Below are 19,083 nucleotides of genomic sequence, written 5' to 3'. Positions count from 1 at the left end.
GCGAGGAACCGTTCCAGTTCCCGCTCGGCGCGCTGTCGTACGTGATCCGCGCGGGCCTGTTGGCCGGCCATCACCGGCACCGCGCCGGCGCTCGCCGCGAGGACGGTGCGGCGGCGGGGTCCCGTTTGGTCTCCGGCATCGTCCCGTCCCTGCCTTTTTCGTGGTTCATGGGTCACTCCGTGGTCCTCCCGGTCGCCGCCTCGGCGGTCAGCTGCCGGCCTTGTAGTCGTCGTCCATGTCGCCGAGGAGCTTCTCGGGCGTGGTCTGGCCGCTGAAGATCTCCTGGAGACCGCTGAGCATGGTCTGCTGGACCTTCGCGTTGGGCCACAGCTGGTCCATGAACGGGACGGTGCGGTTGGAGGTGATGAACGTCGACAACTCCGCGAGGGAGGGATCCACCTGGTAGCCCGTGTCCGGGAGCGAGGGCAGGCCGCCCTGCTTCTTGACGAACAGGTTCATGCCCTCGGGCGACATCACGAAGTTCACGAACTTCAGGGCGAGTTCGGGGTTCTTCGCCTTGGCGTTGACGCCGTATCCGGCACCGGCGGCGGCCGGGATGAGCGTCTGCGACGGGTCGTCCGTCGCCGGCAGGGCCTTGAGGGTGAACGTGCCCTGCGGGTTCTTCCCCTTGAGGAGGGCGATGACCCAGTTGCCCTGGACGATGCCGAGCGTCTTGCCGGTGGCGGCGAGCTGCTGGCTCATCTCGTAGTTGGTGCCCAGCGGGTTCTTCTGGAAGCAGCCGGTCTTCTCCATCGTCAGGTACTTGTCCAGCGCGGTCGCCCACGCCGACTTCGCGAACGTGGCCTGTCCCGCCTGCATCTTCTGGTCGAAGTCCCGGTCGGGGCCGTAGACGGTGGTGGCGACCAGGGCGTACTGCACGAGCTGCGTCACCCAGTTGTCCTGGTTGCCCAGCGCGAACGCGGGTGTCCCCTTCGCCTTCGCCGCCTTGCAGAAGTCCAGCAGCTTCGTCCAGGTGTCCGGCGGGGTGAGGCCGGCCTTCTTCAGGGCCTGCTCGTTGTAGACCGCGCCGATGCCGTTCTGGCCGAAGATCGCGGTGTACGTCTTCCCGTCGTACTGCGCGACGGACTTGATCGCGGCGGGCAGCTTGGCGGCCCAGGGCTGGTCGGAGAGGTCGCGCAGGTAGCCCGGCTTGGCGAGGACGTGGGTGGCCCCGGGGTTGCCGTTGCCGGGCCAGACCGACATCACGTCCGGGGCGGTGCCGGAGGAGAGCTGGGTGCGGATCTGCTGCTGGTACTGGTCGGCGCCACTGGTGGTGTAGCGGACCTTGACGCCCGGGTTGGCCTTCTCGAAGGCCTTGACGACGTCCTCGACGGAGCCCTGGTCGACCGAGGCCAGGGTCAGGGTCTTGGAACCGCCGCCGCCGGAGGCGGACTTGGTGCCGCCGCTGCAGGCGGCCAGCAGAGCGGCGGCCGTCGTGGTGGCGACCAGGGCGGTGAGCGCGCGTGTCTTCATGGTGTCTCCTCGGTGGAGCAGAAGGCGGGGTGTCATCCCCGCAGCCCTCCGGCAAAGCCGTTGATGATGCTGCGTTGCAGGAGGAAGTAGACGAGCAGGACGGGCAGGATGCTGATCACCAGGGCGGCGAAGATCAGGTTCCAGTCGGTGACGTACTGGCCGACGAAGCCGGCGATCGCGACCGGCATGGTCTGCTGGGCGCTGCCGCTGAGGTACAGCAGCGGGGTGAAGAAGTCGTTCCAGACGGCGACCGTGTTGAGCACGAGCGCGGTCACGGTGATCGGCTTGAGCATCGGCAGGACGACATGGCGGAAGCCCTGGAGCGGGGTGCAGCCGTCGATCAGCGCGGCGTCCTCGAAGTCGCGGGGCATCGCCCGCAGGAAACCGACGTAGAGGAAGACGGTGAACGGCACCTGGAGGCCGGAGTAGAACAGGACCAGGGCCCAGGGGGTGCCGAGCAGGCCCAGGTCGCGCATGGTCTGGTACAGCGGCAGCGAGGCGAGCTGGAAGGGCAGCACCAGGCCGAGGAGCACGAGCAGGTAGGTGCCCCGGGACCAGCGGGCCGTGATGCGGGCGAGCGGGTAGGCGGCGAGGGAGGAGACGGCCAGCACGATGACGACGCTGCACACCGTCACCAGCACGCTGTTGGCCAGCGCCCCGCCGAGTCCGCCCTGCTGCCAGGCGTGCGAGAAGTTCTCCAGGGTCGGCGAGCTGGTCGGGCTGATGGGTGAGGAGGTGTCCGAGGCGGGTCGTACGGCCAGGTTCACCAGGACGTACACCGGGAAGCCGACGACGAGGGCGACGGCGATCATCACCAGTTCGAGGGCGAGGGTGCGGGGGCGGTAGCGGTTCATGACGCGGCCCTCTCGCTGCGGGACAGCAGGACGTACTGGCTGGTGGAGGCGACCGCGACGATGATCGTCAGGACCACCGCGAGGGCGATGCTGTAGCCGAACTCGCCGAGGGTGAAGGCGTCCTTGTAGATGAGGGTCGACAGGGTGTCGGTGGCATGGCCGGGGCCGCCGCCGGTCAGCGCGTAGACCTGGTCGAAGAGCTTGATCCCGCCGATGATCGACAGCATCAGGTTGATCGTGAACGCCGGTGCCAGCAGCGGCCGGGTGACCGACCAGAAGCGCCGTACGGGACCGGCTCCGTCGAGGGAGGCGGCCTCGTGGATCTCCTGGGGCACCGACTGGAGCCCGGCCAGGAAGATGACCATGGAGTAGCCCGCGTACTGCCACACGATCACCCCGATCACCGCCCACAGCGCGAGGTCGGGGCTGCCCAGCCAGTCCTGCTGCCAGGAGTCGAGCCCCACGGCGCCGAACAGGCTGTTGACCGCGCCGTCCGTGCCGAGCAGGTTGCGCCACAGGTAGGCCGTCACGATCGGGGTGATCACGGCCGGGGCGAACAGCAGCACCCTGAGCAGGTTGCGGGACTTGATGGCCGAGTTGACGCCCAGGGCCAGCAGCAGCCCCACGCCGTTCTGGACGACCGTGATCGACACGGCGATCAGCAGGGTGTGCCAGATCGCCTGCACCGCGTCCTCGTCGCGGAACATGTCGGCGAAGTTGTCCAGGCCCACAAAGGAGAAGTGCGGATCGAGACCGTCCCAGTCGGTGAACGCGTAGTACACACCGCGCGCGCTCGGCACCAGGACGACGAAGGCGAACAGCAGGAGCGCCGGCACCATGAACCACCAGGGCGCGGTGGCGCGCGCCCGGCGGCCGGAGGCGGGAGCGGGGTCCGGAGAGTGGTCGCGATCCGGGAGTTGGGCGTTCGGGGCGAGGGTCACGGGCGGACCTGCTTTCTTGAAACGTTTCAAAGCCTGCCCGATGCGAGCTGTCGGCGGCTCGGCGAGGTGCGGGCACCTGCCGTGGATAGTGCGTTTGTGGGCTGCGGACGCCAGCGGGGAGACACATCACGGTTCCTGGGCCGATGGGTAACGTTGCCCATCGACTGGTGCCAGACCCTAAAGAGCCCTCCGCATGACGTCAAGATGTCGCGCACGCTGCATGATTCTCACGACGACACTCCGGTCGGCCGTCAGGATCACCGGAGATCACCACTTACCCGGCCGGGGGCTTTCTCCGTACACTTTCGCCAACGTTGCCCACGGCCCGGGAGGAAGCCGCATGGAGCCGCCCAAGCCGCCGCGCCGCGTGACCATCGTCGATGTCGCCCGTCATGCCCAGGTGTCGACCACCGCCGTGTCCAAGGTGCTGCGCAACGCCTACGGCGCGAGCCCCGAGATGCGGGCCAAGGTGCGGCGCGCCATCGACGAGCTGGGCTATCGCCCGCTGGCGGCCGCGCGGGGCCTGCGGGGGCAGACGTACACGATCGGCGTGATGCTGCCCGACATCCGCAACCCGTTCTTCCCGGAGATCGTCGACGGCGTCACCGACCGCCTCGCGGACACCGACTACCAGGTCTTTCTCGGACCCGGTGGCTGCAACGACGAGCAGACCGAGGCGCGGGTCACGGAGGCCATGATCGACCGCGGGATGGACGGCATCATCCTGATCGCGCCGGTCTCGTCACGCGCCCGTCTGGAGCGCATCGCCTCCGCCGTGCCGACCGTGGTCGTCGGACGCCATGGGCATTCACCGGTGTACGACACCGTCACGGACGACGACGTGGCGGGCGCCGCCCTGGTCGTCCGTCACCTCGCCGGCCTCGGCCATCGCCGGATCGCCCACATCGAGCACCACGAGACCGACCCGACCCGTATCGCGGAGATGCCCAACACCCAGCGCGCGGAGGGGTACCGCCACGCGATGCGCGCGCTCGGCCTCGCGGAGGAGATCGACATCGTCTCCACTGTCTACACCCAGGAGGGCGGGCACGAAGGCGCGCGGCAACTGCTCGCCCGCCCTCGCCGGCCCACGGCCGTCTTCGCCGGCGCGGACATCGTCGCGATGGGAGTGCTGGAAGCCCTCGCCGAGGCCGGGCTGTCCGTTCCCGGCGACATCTCGGTCGCCGGTTACGACAACACGACCTTCGCCTCCTTCGGCCCGATCTCCCTGACGAGCGTCGACCAGGCGGGGCACGAGATCGGCGGCAACGCCATACGGCTGCTGCTGGAGCGGATCGCCGACCGCAACAAGACGTCGGTGCAGGTCAAGCTCTCCCCCTCCCTCGTGCCCCGCCGGACCACCGCGTCTCCTCAGCGGGAGGGCTCGTAGTCGAACCAGTCGAAGTGCACCGAGCCGGAGGCGGCGAACATGCCGACGACCCGGCCGGTGAAGCCCCCGGCGACCTCGGTCGTGAGGTACTTGCCGTCGAGGGCGGCGAGCGTACGGAAGGTGCCGTCCGGCTCCTCGAAGCCGAGCGCCACGGTGTCGGGGCCGGTACGCGCGTCGCGCACCGCCTCGACGGCGGCCACCTCGATCCCGAGGACCACGGGTCCGCTCGGTAGCGGAGCGGACGCGACGACCGTGCTCAACGGGCCGATACGGGCGGTCACCACCAGCTCCTCGGAGGTGGCCTCGATGTCGTAGTGGTGCCCTTCGTCGAGGCGGACGGTCAGGCCGCCGCGTCCCTCGCCCACCTCGATCGACGCCCGGACCCGGCAGGACGGATGCTGCTGTCGTCGGCCGACGAAGGTCACGTCGGTGGCGTCGGGCGACGCGCCACGGGCCCGCAGGGTGAGATGTCCGGGGCGCTCCTTGGTGGTGCAGTACTCCTCGGGGCGGTCCCGCAACGAGACCCAGTGCGGGGCCAGTTCGCTCAGGTCGAAGTCGTCCCGGACGGGAATCGTCGCGCCGGGCCGCAGCGGCCACGCGGGCGCGGGCATCGTCGGCGAGAGCTCGCCGACCACCGGCCAGCCGTCCACCCACTCGACCGGCACCAGGAAGGTCTCCCGGCCCAGCGCGTGCCAGCCGGGGGTGCCGCCGCCGGGCCGGACCCCGAGCAGCACCATCCACCACGACCCGTCGGGCCCCTGGACCAGGTCCGCGTGCCCGGTGTTCTGGATGGGGTGGTCGGTGCCGCGATGCGTCAGGACCGGGTTGGCCGGGCAGGGCTCGAAGGGGCCGTCGGGGTGGTCGGAGCGGGCGATCGAGACGCCGTGGCAGCGCTCGGTGCCGCCCTCGGCGATGAGCAGGTACCAGTAGTCGCCGATGCGGTAGAGGTGCGGTGCCTCGGGGGCCTTGGCGTCGGGGCTTCCGGACCAGATCCTGCGGTCGGGGCCGAGCGTCTGCCCGGTGCGGGGGTCGAGGCGGACCTGGCCGACACCGGCGACCGTGCACCAGCAGGTGCCGTCCTCGTCCCAGGCGAGGTCCGGGTCGATGCCGGGGACCCCTGGGAGCCGTATCGGATCGGACCAGGGGCCCGCCGGGTCGGTGGCCGTGAACAGCATGTTGCCGTCGGCGCTGACGTTGGTGACGATCAGCCAGAAGCGGCCGTCGTGGTGGCGCAGGGTCGGTGCGTAGATCCCGCCCGAGGACGGCGAGTCCGGCGGGAGCCGCAACTGGCTCGGCCGGTCGAGGGCGTTGCCGATCTGGGTCCAGTGCACCAGGTCCCGGCTGTGGAAGACGGGCACCCCGGGGAAGTACTCGAAGCTGGAGCACACGAGGTAGTAGTCCTCGCCCACCCGGCAGACGCTCGGATCGGGGTGGAAGCCGGGGATCACGGGATTGGCGAAGGTGGTGATGCCCGTCTCGGGCGAGCTCGACACCTGATCGAGTCCTTTCGGTTCACGGATCGTGCACGGACCGCCGGTTCAGCGGGCCGGGTGGAGTTGTACGACGACGATCGAGTACGCCGGTACGGTCTGGCGGCCCGCGCTGCCGGTGGCGGCGGTCCCGATCGACCTGGCGTTCTTGAGGTACGAGTACACGGTCGGGGTGGCCGTGGACGGGGTGAAGCCGCTGTAGGTCAGGGTGACCGTGGCGTCGTTGACGGGGTCCTTGTTGATGAGCATGACGTTCACATCGCCATTGGTCCGGCGTACGGCGTGCGCGGACACCAGCGAGGTCGAAGCGGCCGCCCGGACCAGCCGGTCGCCGGCCGCGCCGAGCCTCGTGATCAGCTGCACGCCGTAATAGGGCGGGAAGGGCGTGTTCAGCGCGGGCTCGCACGAGGCGCCGCTGGAGAGGATCCCTCCGTCGTCGTAGTCGGTGGCGCCTTCCACGGTGGTCACATGGCTGCAGTCGGTGCCGTTGTGGAGGTTCCACCAGTCGAGGGTGAAGGCGCCGTTCTCCATCCAGGTCAGGTATTCGTCGGGCGCGAACAGGCCGTTCGGGGAGGTGTTCTTGTAGGCGTTGGCGTTGGCCTCGGTCACCGCGATGCCCACGTCGCCGCCGGTGTACTGGCCGATGAGGGACCGCAGGGTCGACGCCATGCCCGGGATCTCGGCCTGGGGTTTGCCCAGCAGGTCCGCCTGGCTGGTGCTGGTCGGGTAGTGGTGCACGACCACGAAGTCGATCTTCGCGCCGGCGACGGAGAGGACCGTGTGGTTCCAGTCCATGGTGTCGCCGGGTCCGGTGATGCCGTCGGGCCAGGCTCCCGGTGTGGTCAGCACCGCTCCGATCTTGATGGTGGGGTCCACGGCCTTCATCGCGGTCGCGTACTGCACGAGGTTGGTGGCGTACGTGGCGGCGGTCTTACTGGCGTGATGGTCCGTCTCCCAGGTGGCCCCGTACAGGCCGTTGCCGTAGACCTCGTTGCCGATCTCCCAGTACTTCACGCCGTAGCCCTTGGTCACGTTGGCGTACCGCACCCAGCCCGCCGCCTCCTCGGGGGTGCCGGAGCCGTAGTTGGCCGTGATGATCGGCTGTGCTCCGGTGGCGCGTGCCGTGCCCATGAAGGTGTCGAAGTCGGTGTTCGGGGCGACGTAGCCGCCTTCGGTGGTGTGCGTCTGCCAGTCGTAGATGTCGGCGTAACTGCCGCCCGGATAACGGACCGCGCCGACACCGGCGTCTCTCAACAGCCCGGGCACGGCGGGGTGGTTCATGTTGCCGTCGTACACGGCGACGTTCATGCCGACGCCGGTGGCCGGGACGGTCGACAGCGTACGGGCCGCGTCCACCGCCACGGAGGCGGTGATCGCCGTGGGAGCCGCTTGCGCTGCCTGCGCCGCCTCCGCGGAGGGGGTGGTGGCCGTGAACGCACCGGCCGCGGCCAGCGACAGGGCCGCGACGAGGGTCGTGAGTCGGGTGCGGTGCCCGTGGACCGACCAGCGCATGTGCCCTCCAGTGGGGTGAGGAGCGGAGCGGGTTGGACGAGAGACGCGCACCACCGTCCGCCACTCCGCGGGCACTTGGCAAGTGTCGTAACAGATATACGAAAGTTTCCGTCCCGCTATCCGGCCGCCCGGCTCGGCGGCGGAGCGGTGCTCCCCCGGACCGTCAGCGTCGTCGCGATCTCCAGCCCGGCCTGTGGTGCCTGTTCGCCGCGGCCGAGGGTGAGGGCCAGCTCGGTCGCGGCCACCGCCATCTCGGTCAGGGGCTGGTGGACGGTGGTCAGGGGCGGGTCCACCCACGCCACGACCGGCAGGTCGTCGAAGCCGACGACGCTCAGGTCGTCCGGGATGCGCAGCCCGGCCTCGCGCGCGGCCTGGTACACCCCGAGGGCCTGGAGGTCGTTGGCGGCGAAGATCGCCGTGGGGCGTTCGGGCAGGGCCAGCAGGGATCGCGCGGCCGCGCAGCCGTCCTCGCGGGTGAGGTCGGTGTGCACGACCAGTTCCGGATCGACCGCCAGGCCGGCGGCGTGCAGCGCGGAGCGGTACCCGTCGAGCCGTGCGACGCAGAACAGCACGTCCTGCGGTCCGCCGATCATCGCGATACGGCGGTGTCCGAGGTCGGTGAGATGACGGGTCGCGGCGCGGCCGCCGGACCAGTTCGTGGTGCCGACGAACGGGACGTCGTCCGGCAGTTCCGCGGTCGGGTCGAAGACGACGAACGGGATGCCCTTCGCCGCGAGTTGCTCGCGTTCCGCCGCCGAGAGCTGGGCCACCGACAGCACGCACTTGGGCCGTCGGGAGACGGTGTCGTCCCAGCTCGGGGTGGAGTCGTGCAGACCGAACCGGGACACCATGAGGCCGACGCCGTGCCGGCGGGCCACCTCCTCGACGCCCCGGATGATCTCGACCGCCCACATGTCCTTGAGCTCACGGAAGACGAGCTCCACGACATTGCTGCGGCTCGGTCCGGACGGCTTGCGGTAGCCGTACCGGGTGACCAGTTCCTCGACCCGGGCCCGGGTGTCCGCGGACACCCCCGACTTGCCGTTGATCACCTTGGACACGGTCGGGACCGACACCCCGGCCGTCTCGGCGATGTAGGCGATGGTGACCGGCCTGGACGAGTCGACCCGTCGTTCGTCGTGAGAGGGTCCGTCAGTTGCCAAGGTCGCCTTCCCGTTCTCGTGTGGGTGCGCTCGCCATTCTGGCACCTCTTACCGCCGGACCTGTGGCCTAGCCCACATGTTCATGTTAACTTCTCCGCCGCACAGCGAGAAAGTTTCTCTGCTTCAGCGCGCAAGTTTCCTGAACCGTCAACGCTCCTCCCACCCCCCACCCACCGGAAGGCGCACATGATGACGAGGAGACCAGTCGGCCTGCTTCTCCTGGCGCTCGCCCTGCTTCTGCTGATACCCGGCACCGCCCGGGCCGCCGACCCTCCCCCACCCGCCGCGCCGACGGCCCGCAGCATGGTCGCGGCCATGCAGCCCGGCTGGAACATGGGCAACACCTACGACGCGATCCCCGACGAGACCTCCTGGGGCAACCCGCCCGTGACCCGGGAACTCCTCAGGAAGGTCAGGTCACAGGGCTTCAAGAGCATTCGCCTGCCCGTCACTTGGGGCATCCACCAGGGCCCCGCCCCCGACTACACGATCGACCCGGCCTGGACGGCGAAGGTCAGACAGGTCACCGACTGGGCGCTCGACGAGGGCCTGTACGTGCTCCTCAACATGCACCACGACTCGTGGATGTGGGTCAACACCCTCTCCACCGACCACGACGCCGTCCTCGCGCGCTACGAGGCGACCTGGACCCAGATCGCCGCGGAGTTCCGCGACGAGCCCTCCCGTCTGGTCTTCGAGAGCATCAACGAGCCGACGTTCAGCGGCACTTCGGGCGACGACGAGAACTACCGGCTGCTGGCCGAACTCGACCGCGCCTTCCACCGGATCGTCCGCGACTCGGGCGGCGGCAACGCGCGGCGCCTGCTCGTCCTGCCCACGCTGTACACCAACTCCGAGCAGGGCCGGCTCGACGCTCTGGCCGCCGAACTGACCGCCCTGCGCGATCCCATGGTGGCCACGACGATCCACTTCTACGGCTGGTGGCCGTTCAGCGTGAACATCGCCGGCTACACCCGGTTCGACGCCACCGCGCAGCAGGACCTCACCGACCAGTTCGACCGCGTGTACGACACCTTCGTCGCGCGCGGCATCCCGGTCATCGTGGGCGAGTACGCGCTGCTCGCGTACGACCACAACCGCCCCGGCATCATCGAACGCGGCGAGCAGCGCAAGTACTTCGAGTTCCTGGGCGCCTACGCACGCGAGCGGCATCTCACCACCATGCTGTGGGACGCCGGGCAGTTCCTGAACCGCACCACCCTCCAGTGGCGGGACGCTGAGCTGTTCGCCCAGATCAGGTCGAGCTGGACCACGCGTTCGGGCACCGCCTCCACCGACCAGGTGTTCCTCCCGAAGTCCGGCGAGATCACGAGCCAGACCCTCACACTCAACGCGAACGGCACCGACTTCCAGGGCCTGCGGCACGGCTCCCGCAACCTGCTCAAGGGCCGGGACTACACCGTCTCGGGCGACCGGCTCACCCTGACCGTCGCCGCGCTCACCGAGTTGGCGGGCGAGCGGGCGTACGGGATCAACTCGACGCTGGAGGCCAGGTTCTCCCGCGGTGTCCCCTGGCGGATCGACGTCCTCACGTACGACACCCCGGTGCTGTCGGGCGCCACCGGTACCGGCGGTCTGACCATCCCCACACAGTTCCGCGGCGACCAACTGGCCACGATGGAGGCCAGATACGGCGACGGGGGCAACGCCGGTCCGGCGAGCTGGACTCCGTACCAGCAGTGGGACACCGCCTTCTCGGCGTACACCGATGACGCCATCAAGCTGACGCCCGACTTCGTCGGTTCCCTCAAGGACGGCTCGCCGGTGACCCTCACCTTCCATTTCTGGAGCGGCGCCACGGTGACGTACCACGTCGTCAGGACGGGCGACACGGTGACCGGCACGGTTGCGTGACGCCGTCGGCTCAGCTTGGCGAAAGCAGCTCGCCGCCTACCGGGAGGTGCTGGGCGACCCGACCGTGCGCACCTCCGTGCTGGTGAGCCTCGGCATCACTGCCGTGGGCAAGGTCGTGGGGACGCGGTCCTCGGACCTAGTGCTTTGTTCCGAGACGTCCTGCGCCGAGAGACCGATCCGCTGTCGCCGCGACCTTCCTAGGGTGATCCACATGAGCGACACAGCGCAGAGGATCTCCCGCGACCGGGCTCTGGACGTCGTCCGGGGTTACGTCGACCAGGATGCCGTGGCCGTGCGCGAGGCGCTGGCCGGTCTGGACGCGGGCGGTTCGCTGGAGGTGTACGCCGTCCTCAACGGCCTGCTGCGGTCCACCATCAGCATCATGGAGCTGACCGGCAGGTCGTGGCGGTTGGACGACCTGGTGCGGCGGGCCGACGAGGTCGCCGTCGCGGCTCCACCGCACTACGAGTTCGCGGCCGCCGAGGCGACACGGGCGTGGGCGCGCGGTGACGAGTCGGCGATGCGCGCGGCCTCCTGCCGTGACCTCACCGGGGCTGTGCACATCACGGCCGTGGGCGTCACCGTCCTGGGGCTCGCCCTGTGGGGCCGCACCGGATTCCTCGACGTTCTCCAGGAGTTCGGCCTGACCGCGGCCGCGCTCGCCGACGGATGGGGTGACGACCTCTCCGACCGCCCGTGACCACGGGCCCCAGACTCTCGCCGGCTTCGTCGTCGATGCCACCTGCCTGCGAAGCCGGCGAGAACCCCGTCACGTCAGGACGCTCCATGAACCTCCGGACCCCGCTGTCCGCCCTGTTTCCCGGTACCTCGGGCCGGCTCCTCACCGCCCTCGTCGACCACCACACCTCCGACGCCGACAGACCGCTGTCCCTCGACGAGCTGTCCAAGAGCGCCTCCGTGACGTCGACGCAGCTGGAGGCGGCGCTCTTCCGCCTCGGCCTGCTCGGCCTCGTCGCTCCCAGGCGTAAGGGCGACGCCGTACGACTCGTTCCCGGCCATGTCGCCTGGGGTGCCCTGCGTCAGCTGGCCGACCTGCGCGGCGCCGTCGTCGACCTGGCCCGCCGACAGGCACGAGCGCACCTCCGGACCGCGCCCACCTACCTGGCCCTGACCGGCGCGGTCGTCGAGGGCACGGCCACCCATCCCGCGGACGTGTTGGAGCTGATCGTCGTCACACCGCCGTCCGCTCCCGCCGACTGGCACGACCACCTCGCCGCCCTCGTCGCCGAGTTGTCCCAGGACCTCGGCAACGTCGTCGTCCACCGCACCGCCCAGGACGTCGAAGAGGCGCAGGCGTGGGGCGGGCCTGCTGCTGTGCGCGTCCCCCTCAGCTGAACGCTCGAAGAACCTTCACCGCTCGCCGGTGCCGGTGCCGGTCACCCGCCGCACCAGATCCGCCCAGGCACGCTTCATCCGCTCGGCGCCGACCTCGTCGTCGGAGCGCAGATGGTCCAGGGTCTCCAGGTCGACGAAGGCGAGCAGGGCGTGGGCGAGCATGGTGTGGTCGCCCACGACGCCCGCCTCCCGCAGCAGCGCGGTGACATGGTCGAGGAAGGCACGGCCGTAGTGCGAGGTCCGGCGTCGGTCGCTGGGGACCTGGCGGCCGAGTGCCGGGCCCAGGTCCGAGGGGTCGGCGACCCGTTCGATCAGGGCATGCCCGAACGCGGTGAGCCGGACGGCCGCCGGTGCCCCCGGGCCCAGCGGCGGCGGGCCGAGGGTGTACGCCTCGTAGAACTCCGCCTCCACGTCGTCCAGCAGGGCCAGCAGCAGGCCGTTGCGGTCGCCGAACCGCCGGAACAGCGTGCCCTTGCCCACCCCGGCGACCTGCGCGACCTCGTGCATCGTCACGTACTCGGCGCCCCGCTCGGCCACCAGCCAGGCCGCCGCCTCCAACAGCCGGACCCGGTTGCGGACGGCGTCGGCGCGCTCGCCCGTGCAGTCGTCCGAAGGCTCGGTCACCCCTTGCTCCGCGGTACGACATCGACGTACACGCGACCGTCCTCGACGCGCACCGGATACACCGGGACGGGCCGCGAGGCCGGTGGGTCGAGGGGCTTGCCACTGCGCAGGTCGAAGCGGGAGCCGTGCAGCCAGCACTCGACCGTGCACCCCTCCACCTCGCCCTCGGAGAGCGAGACGGCGCTGTGCGAGCAGACGTCGTGGATCGCGAACAGCTCGCCCTCGGCCAGGACCAGCGAGACGGGCACGCCGTCCACCTCGAACCGCCGGGGCACGCCGTCCTCCAGTACCTCGAACCGGCAGAGGTAGGTGTGGCTGCTGAGGGACATCGAGCTCCTCGGGAACGTCCGGGACCGGCGGAGGACGGGCTGATCGCCCAAGCTAACGGTCACGACCGCCGCGGGCACCGGCCCCCGGTCCGAATCCCCCTCGGCACATGGTCCTAAGTCGGTGGAGCCGGCCCATCGCCGCGAGGCCGCGCAACGGACGGTCGCCGCAGCGGTCGAAGCGGCCCTCCCCGCCCTGTCCTCCGGAGACTGACGCCGCCTCATACACACCTCTTGTGTCGGTCGTTGGGGCATGGATAACGTTACCCATCCACAACCGCACGAGCGAAGGCCGAGACCACGTGGCCACCGTTCGCAGCCGAGAGCCTTCCTCCCGGATCTAGTCCGGTGAACACGACACCCTTTGCTTGAAACGTTTCACACCCTTGCGCGCTCCCCCACCCAAGGAGGTCCGATGCCAGGCTCGAGGATGACCCGCAGGACGATGATCGGCGGGGCGTTGTCCGTGGCCGCCGGCGTGAGCATGCCGTCGTCGGCACTCGCGCGGCCCGCACACGGAACGGACGAGGCTCCGACCCGCCACGGCAGGGTGCGCGGACGGCGCGAGGACGGCATCGTGAAGTTCCTCGGCGTGCCCTACGCCATGCCGCCGCTCGGTGCACTGCGGTTCAAGGCCCCGCGGCCGCCGAGGAGTTGGCACGGCGTACGCGACGCGGTGGACTTCCCGAACCCGTCCTTCCAGGTGGCGGGTGCCGAGATGGGCCCGAACGGCAACGGCCGGATGCCCGCTCCGTCCGAGGACTGCCTGTACCTCAACATCTGGACCCCGGCCGCGGACCGCGGGCGGCGGCCGGTCATGTTCTACAACCACGGCGGCGGGTACATGATCGGTTCCGGCTCCGCCACGGGGCAGGACGGTACCCGTCTGGCGCAGCTCTACGACGTGGTGGTGGTCGAGTCCAACCATCGGCTGGGCCTGCTGGGCTACTTGTTCCTGGGCGACCTCGCCGGCGGTGGATACGCCGGTGGTGAATACGCCGCCAACCAGGGGATGCTGGACATCCTGGCAGCACTGCGCTGGACCAGGGAGAACATCGAGTACTTCGGTGGCGACCCCGACAACATCATGGTCTGGGGCGAGAGCGGTGGCGGCGCGAAGACCGCCGCCGTCCACACCATGCCGGATGCGGCACGGTTGTTCCACAAGGCCTCGATCGAGAGCGCCGCGCCGCTGCGCTTCCCCACCCGCGAAGGCGCCACCGCCCGGGCCCGGCGCACGCTGGAGTTGCTGGGACTGACCACGGCCGACATTCCCCGGCTGCATGACATCCCGGCCGAGCGGCTGCTCGCCGTCCAGCAGTCCGAAGCCGCGAACGGAGCACCGCCCTGGGGCGACCCCGGCCCGCTCCCGGGCTTCGGCGCCTTCGTCGACGGCACCGTCATTCCACGGCATCCCTTCGCCGACGGCGCCGCGCCCTTCTCGGCCGGCAAGCCGCTGATGTGCGGCACCTGCCGCGACGAGACGGTCTTCTTCAGCCTCTTCGGGCCGCCCGACATCTTCCGTATCGACGACGCCGGGCTGCGCAGGGAACTGGGCAGGACGTACCAGGGCGCCGAACTCGACCGGATCATCGGCACGTTCCGCCGGTCGCGGCCCGACGCGACCCCCGCGCAGCTCTACTTCGCGATCACCACGTCACCGATCTGGCGCGACTCGATCAAGATCGCGGAGGCGAAGGCGGCGCAGCGTGCCGCGCCGGTGTTCATGTACCAACTCGCCTACCCCAGCCCGACTCTCGTCCCCGGCACCGACTTCCCCATCGGCTCGCCGCACGCGTCGGACATCAACCTCAAGTTCGCCAACGCCGACCAGAACACCGACTACATCCTCAACAGGGACCAGTCACCGGCACGGCTGGCGACCGCGCGCCACATGAGCGGCCTGTGGGCGGGCTTCGCCCACACCGGCCGCCCCTCGGCGAGGAACGTCCCCACCTGGCCGGCCTACACACCGCAACGGCGCGCCACGATGTGGCTGGATGCGGAGTGCAGGATCGTGAACGACCCGGACAGGCCTGAAAGGCTTTTCTGGCAGACCAGTTGAGGGTGGCCGGTCCCCGCACGCAGTCGCGTGGTCCCCGCTACGCGACGCGTATCTCGGCGAGTTGGAGGCGGTACTTGGTCGCCTCGTCGGTCGCCGCCGCGCCGAGTCTCGTGGCCCGCAGGCGCAGGTAGCGGCCGGTGACGGGGGTGAAGGTGTAGGTCTGGGCGGCTCCGGCCGGGTTGGGCTGGGCGGTGACGGTCCGGGCGGTGGTGTAGCCGGTGCCGCTCTCGGTACGGGTCTGGAGCGCGAAGTCGACGGGGAAGCCGGCGGTTCCACCGCCCGCGGCCGCGGTGTCGGTGCGGGGGAAGAGGGTGACGGAGCCGACGGACCGGTCGGCGCCGAGGTCGATCTCGATCCACACGGGTGTGCGGCCGACGTCCGCCGAGGGGAAGTCGATACTGGTGAAGCCCTTGGCGCCGGTCACGCTGGTGGTGGTGCCGTCCAGGAGCCGTGTCCTGCCCCAGTCGGCGTTCTCCAGCGTGTAGTTGGAGGTGACGGTGGTCGCGGCGGTGGGCACGGTGAGTTCCGCGAGCTGGAGCCGGTACTTGCCGGGCTCGTCGGCGGCCGGGGAGCCGAGCCTGGTGGCCTGGACGCGCAGGTAGCGGGCGGTCGTCGTCCTGAAGCCGTACGTCTGCACCAGGCCCTGCGGGTCGGGCTGGGAGGTGACGGTGCGGACGGTGGTGTACGCGCTGCCGCCGTCGGCCCGGGTCTGGACGGTGAAGTCGACGGGGAACCCGGCGGTTCCACCGCCCGCCGCCGGGGTGTCGGTGCGGGGGAAGAGGCGTACGGCGTCGAGGTCGGTGTCGGCGCCCAGGTCGACCTCGACCCAGACGGGTGTGGCGCTCACGTCGGCCGTGGAGAACTCGTTGCTGGTGTAGCCCTTGGCGCCCGCCACGCTGCTGAACCGGCCGTCGGTGAGCCGGCTCCCGCCCCAATCGCCGTTCTCCAGGCTGTTGTTGGCGGTGACCGGCCGTCCCAGGGCTCGGTTGTCGAGGCGGCCCGTGCCGGTCGCGGTCAGCGTCCAGGTACCGGGCTTCACGGTGAAGTAGACGTAGGAGGCGTCCTTGCCGTCGTAGGCCAGGCCGCTCACGCTGCCCATTGCGGCGCCGTTCGCGTAGACGGTGGTGCTGCCCGCGGTGACGACCGGTTGTGCGCCGCCGTAGGTGGGCACACCGACGCGGGCTGTCGTCCCGCCTGGGGAGGTGAGCGTGAGAGTGACCTTCGTACCGCTGCGTGTGATGCCGAAACGGATGTCCCCCTGGACGGTGGGCACCACGGTGTCGATCTTCGTCAGGGTGCCGGTCTGCGGGACGATCTCGTACGTCGTCCAGCCGGGCCGCGTCGGACGCACCCCGGCGGCGTACGCGGACAGGGCGTACAGCGGGCCGCCGTTCCAGGCGTGGTTGTCGGTGCCCGCGGCCTTGTCCCACACCTCCCACAGCGTGTGGCAGTCGGGGTCGGCGACCTGGGCGGCGAAGCGGTTGCGCATCCGCTCCTCGGCGACGACGGGCGCGCCCATGAGGTACAGCGCTTCCAGGACGTAGAACTCCATGTAGGGGCTGGCGTTGAGGTGGGTGCGCAGTACCTCGGTGATCGCCCGGTACCGGGTGCTGGGGGCCAGTCCCGCGACCACCGCGAGGGCGTTGCCGCGGTCGTCGGTGTCGCCGCTGTAGCCGGGTGAGCGGTACTCGTTGCGGGAGGAATTCCACAGCACGCGGTCGAAGTTGGCCTTGACGCTGTCGCGCCGGGACTGCCAGCCGGCCACGTCGGCGGGGTTACCGCTGAGGTCGGCGAGCCGGGCGGCGGTGTCCAGGGCGAGGTAGTACCAGCAGTTGTCCAGGACGCGGGCGTCGATGTCGCCGCCCCAGTCCTCCCAGTCCCAGTCCCCCTTGCGGTGGTTGACCAGGCCGTCGGCGTCCAGGGTCCACAGGTTCAGGTACGTCTTCACCGCCGGGTAGGCGCCGGTGACGGCGCTCGCGTCGCCGGTGTAGAGGTAGTAGGTCCAGAACGACCAGACCGAGGCGAGCATCTGCACGGGCAGTTCGGCGGTCCAGATGGTCGTGGGGACCGGCGAATACAGGGCCCCGCTGTCCTTCTGCCAGGCGGCGAGCTGGGCGACGGCCTTCTTGCCGAGGGCGTGGGAGCGGGTGTCGAAGGTGTAGAAGCCCTCCTTGAGCTGGTTGACCACATCGCCCCACCACTGGGCCCGTTCGCGGGTGGGGCAGTCCATGTAGTTGTCCCGCATGTTGACGTACATGGTGCGGGCGGCCTTGGTCCACAGCGTGTCCAGGAAGGCGTCGCCGCTGCTGAACGAACCGGCGAAGTCGGTGTCGTAGCCGGACTCCCGGTACTTCAGGTCCAGGATGCCGACGCCGGCCGGGATCGTGTACCGCACGGCGGTCCCGCTCATCCAGGCCAGGGGCTCGAACTCCTGGACGCCGCCGGTGCAGACGTAGGTGGCGCGCACGTTGTACTGCGTCCCGGGCTCGATCCCGGTCAGGCCCGCGCCGTCGTCGTAGTGATCGGTCTGGATGCCGATCACCGCCCCGGCCGGGGCGTCCACCCTGAGGAACGGGGTCACCTGGATGTTGGACGGCAGGGTTGCGGAGATCGCGGTGGCGCCCTGGCCGGTGGAGGGCAGGGCGGCGGCGTTGACGTAGGACTTCAGGCCGGAGTGGCGGAACTGCGGGATCGGCCGCCGGACGAGGGCGTTCCAGGGCGCTGCTCCCGCGGTACCGAAGTCGGTAGGCGCCGTCCAGCCGCTGTCGTCGAAGCCGGGTGAGCGCCAGCCCGAGACGACGGCGGCGGCCCGGGCGTCGTAGAAGATGTTGGACTCGGGCAGCCGGAAGTTGACCTGGGTGCCGCCGGTGTTGTTCGAGTAGCCGGGGTGGACGGTGTGCTTCCAACTGGTGTCGCTGACCAGCCGGTTGGTCGTCGTTCCGGTCTGGATGTCCGACTGGAACAGCAGGCCGCCCTTGCCGCTGCTGTTGTGGGAGAAGCCCTGCTTGCCGAAGTACCAGACCAGCAGCGCGACCGTGTTGGTGCCGCTGGTGAGGTAGGGGGCGAGGTCGATCTCGTCGTAGTAGGTGTCCGTGCGGTTCGGGCCGCGCTTGAGGCCGCCGTCGAAGACGACCAGGGTGCCGTTGACCCACAGCCAGTACTTCGAGTCCACGGCGATCTGCGTCACCGCCGTCGACGGCGCGGAGGCCAGCGTGAACGACTTGCGGAACGCCACCCACTGGTTCGCCGAACTGGACGCAGCCCAGACCCACTTCGCCGTCCAGGAGACGGCGGCGGAGGCCGCGGGGGCGAGTTGGGGCAGGACCGTTGAGCCCAGGGTGGGTGCCAGGGCGACCGCGGTCGCGGAACGAAGGACTGATCGACGCGATATGGACTGCACGGGGCCTCCCGAGGCGGGGTGAATCGTTTCAAAAAGGCGGAGTTCAAGGTCAGCTGATGGGGATGGTGTGGCTCGGCCGGTCCTCAGGTGGCGTGGAGTGCCGACTTGCCGCGGTGAGGTGGTGGGGGTGCGGTGGAGGCGCGGACGACGAGTTCGACCGGTGGGTCGGTGGCCCGCAGGGGTTCGGCGTCGGGTTTCTCGATCGCGTGCACGAGGAGCCGGATGCCTTCTCGCGCCGCGGCGTCGAAGGGCTGGCGGACGGTGGTCAGCGGTGGGGAGACGTAGGCGAAGACGGGATTGCCGTCGAAGCCGACGACGCTGACGTCCTCCGGAACACGCAGTCCCGCCTCCCGTAGAGCGTGGATCAGGCCGATGGCCATCTCCTCGCCGGCGGCGAACACCGCGGTGACGGACCGGTCCTCGGCGAGTTGACGCCCCGCCTCGTACCCGGCGGCGGCCGACCAGTCGCCGTGCAGCAGGGCCGGTTCCCGCGCGCCGCGCGCCGCCAGCGCCGCCCGCCAGCCCTCGACGCGGTCCTGCGTGGCTGTGGCGCGGGGACGCCGGACGGTCCTGGCTCTCCGGGGGAGAGGTCACGCCCGCGGTGCTCCAGGCGC

General features: G+C 70.2%; 15 protein-coding genes and 2 pseudogenes. 6 read left to right on the top strand and 11 right to left on the bottom strand.

Features of this window, described 5'->3' with window-relative positions; translation table 11 throughout:
- Positions 1-207 precede the first annotated feature (207 nt).
- From ABZ896_RS46065 to ABZ896_RS46055, 3 genes are read right to left on the bottom strand one after another with little or no spacing between them, the layout of a single operon-like run.
- Complete coding sequence (locus tag ABZ896_RS46065) at positions 208-1,473, bottom strand: extracellular solute-binding protein (protein ID WP_360943077.1); 1,266 nt, start codon at positions 1,471-1,473, stop codon at positions 208-210.
- Between the two features lie 32 nt (positions 1,474-1,505).
- Positions 1,506-2,327, bottom strand: a complete 822-nt coding sequence (locus ABZ896_RS46060) for a carbohydrate ABC transporter permease (RefSeq protein WP_360943074.1) — start codon at positions 2,325-2,327, stop codon at positions 1,506-1,508.
- Complete coding sequence (locus ABZ896_RS46055) at positions 2,324-3,268, bottom strand: sugar ABC transporter permease (RefSeq protein ID WP_360943071.1); 945 nt, start codon at positions 3,266-3,268, stop codon at positions 2,324-2,326. The genes ABZ896_RS46060 and ABZ896_RS46055 overlap by 4 nt, the downstream gene beginning before the upstream one ends.
- A gap of 340 nt (positions 3,269-3,608) precedes the next feature.
- Here ABZ896_RS46055 and ABZ896_RS46050 point away from each other — a divergent pair, with 340 nt between their 5' ends.
- On the top strand, positions 3,609-4,658 hold the full coding sequence (locus tag ABZ896_RS46050; RefSeq protein WP_360943068.1) for a LacI family DNA-binding transcriptional regulator: 1,050 nt from the start codon (positions 3,609-3,611) through the stop codon (positions 4,656-4,658).
- Here ABZ896_RS46050 and ABZ896_RS46045 read toward each other — a convergent pair.
- The 3 genes from ABZ896_RS46045 to ABZ896_RS46035 all read right to left on the bottom strand — a co-directional run bounded on the left by ABZ896_RS46045 (position 4,640) and on the right by ABZ896_RS46035 (position 8,823).
- Positions 4,640-6,151 carry a glycoside hydrolase family 43 protein gene (locus tag ABZ896_RS46045; RefSeq protein ID WP_360943065.1) on the bottom strand — a complete coding sequence of 504 codons (1,512 nt, stop codon included), beginning with the start codon at positions 6,149-6,151 and terminating at the stop codon, positions 4,640-4,642. The two genes, ABZ896_RS46050 and ABZ896_RS46045, sit on opposite strands and share 19 nt — an antisense overlap.
- A 45-nt stretch (positions 6,152-6,196) precedes the next feature.
- Positions 6,197-7,660: a cellulose-binding protein gene (locus ABZ896_RS46040; RefSeq protein ID WP_360943062.1), complete on the bottom strand. Its 1,464-nt coding sequence runs from the start codon at positions 7,658-7,660 to the stop codon at positions 6,197-6,199.
- A 116-nt stretch (positions 7,661-7,776) separates the two neighbouring features.
- Positions 7,777-8,823, bottom strand: coding sequence for a LacI family DNA-binding transcriptional regulator (locus ABZ896_RS46035; protein WP_360943059.1), 1,047 nt, complete (start codon positions 8,821-8,823; stop codon positions 7,777-7,779).
- Positions 8,824-9,012: 189 nt separating this feature from the next.
- Here ABZ896_RS46035 and ABZ896_RS46030 point away from each other — a divergent pair, with 189 nt between their 5' ends.
- From ABZ896_RS46030 to ABZ896_RS46020, 3 genes are all read left to right on the top strand, one after another.
- Positions 9,013-10,698 (top strand): cellulase family glycosylhydrolase, encoded by a 1,686-nt coding sequence (locus ABZ896_RS46030; protein WP_360943056.1) that lies wholly within the window; start codon positions 9,013-9,015, stop codon positions 10,696-10,698.
- A gap of 211 nt (positions 10,699-10,909) precedes the next feature.
- A complete protein-coding gene (locus tag ABZ896_RS46025) occupies positions 10,910-11,398 on the top strand; it encodes a hypothetical protein (protein ID WP_360943053.1) in 489 nt (162 codons plus the stop codon).
- 86 nt (positions 11,399-11,484) lie between these two features.
- On the top strand, positions 11,485-12,054 hold the full coding sequence (locus ABZ896_RS46020) for a hypothetical protein (RefSeq protein ID WP_360943050.1): 570 nt from the start codon (positions 11,485-11,487) through the stop codon (positions 12,052-12,054).
- Between the two features lie 15 nt (positions 12,055-12,069).
- Here ABZ896_RS46020 and ABZ896_RS46015 read toward each other — a convergent pair whose 3' ends face one another.
- Entirely contained in the window at positions 12,070-12,678 is a 609-nt protein-coding gene (locus ABZ896_RS46015; protein WP_360943047.1) for a TetR/AcrR family transcriptional regulator, read from the bottom strand.
- Positions 12,675-13,007: a non-heme iron oxygenase ferredoxin subunit gene (locus ABZ896_RS46010; RefSeq protein ID WP_360943044.1), complete on the bottom strand. Its 333-nt coding sequence runs from the start codon at positions 13,005-13,007 to the stop codon at positions 12,675-12,677. The genes ABZ896_RS46015 and ABZ896_RS46010 overlap by 4 nt, the downstream gene beginning before the upstream one ends.
- A gap of 412 nt (positions 13,008-13,419) precedes the next feature.
- Here ABZ896_RS46010 and ABZ896_RS46005 point away from each other — a divergent pair, with 412 nt between their 5' ends.
- Complete coding sequence (locus tag ABZ896_RS46005) at positions 13,420-15,069, top strand: carboxylesterase family protein (protein WP_360943041.1); 1,650 nt, start codon at positions 13,420-13,422, stop codon at positions 15,067-15,069.
- A gap of 37 nt (positions 15,070-15,106) precedes the next feature.
- On the opposite strand, the gene ABZ896_RS46000 is transcribed toward ABZ896_RS46005, so the two are convergent.
- Complete coding sequence (locus ABZ896_RS46000; protein WP_360943083.1) at positions 15,107-17,632, bottom strand: discoidin domain-containing protein; 2,526 nt, start codon at positions 17,630-17,632, stop codon at positions 15,107-15,109.
- Between the two features lie 38 nt (positions 17,633-17,670).
- Between ABZ896_RS46000 and ABZ896_RS45995 the strand changes: the two genes are divergently transcribed.
- Positions 17,671-17,724: a hypothetical protein gene (locus ABZ896_RS45995; protein WP_360943080.1), complete on the top strand. Its 54-nt coding sequence runs from the start codon at positions 17,671-17,673 to the stop codon at positions 17,722-17,724.
- Positions 17,725-17,830: 106 nt separating this feature from the next.
- On the opposite strand, the pseudogene ABZ896_RS45990 reads toward ABZ896_RS45995, so the two are convergent.
- Positions 17,831-18,241: pseudogene (locus ABZ896_RS45990) on the bottom strand (alpha-L-rhamnosidase N-terminal domain-containing protein); the annotation flags it as partial.
- Positions 18,242-18,552: 311 nt separating this feature from the next.
- Positions 18,553-19,026, bottom strand: a pseudogene (locus tag ABZ896_RS45985) (substrate-binding domain-containing protein); the annotation flags it as partial.
- Positions 19,027-19,083: the final 57 nt, after the last annotated feature.

Source organism: Streptomyces sp. NPDC047072 (assembly GCF_040643855.1).
Lineage (GTDB): Bacteria > Actinomycetota > Actinomycetes > Streptomycetales > Streptomycetaceae > Streptomyces.
The sequence above is the reverse complement of the archived record's forward strand: the minus strand, read 5'-3'. Positions and strand labels throughout refer to the sequence as shown.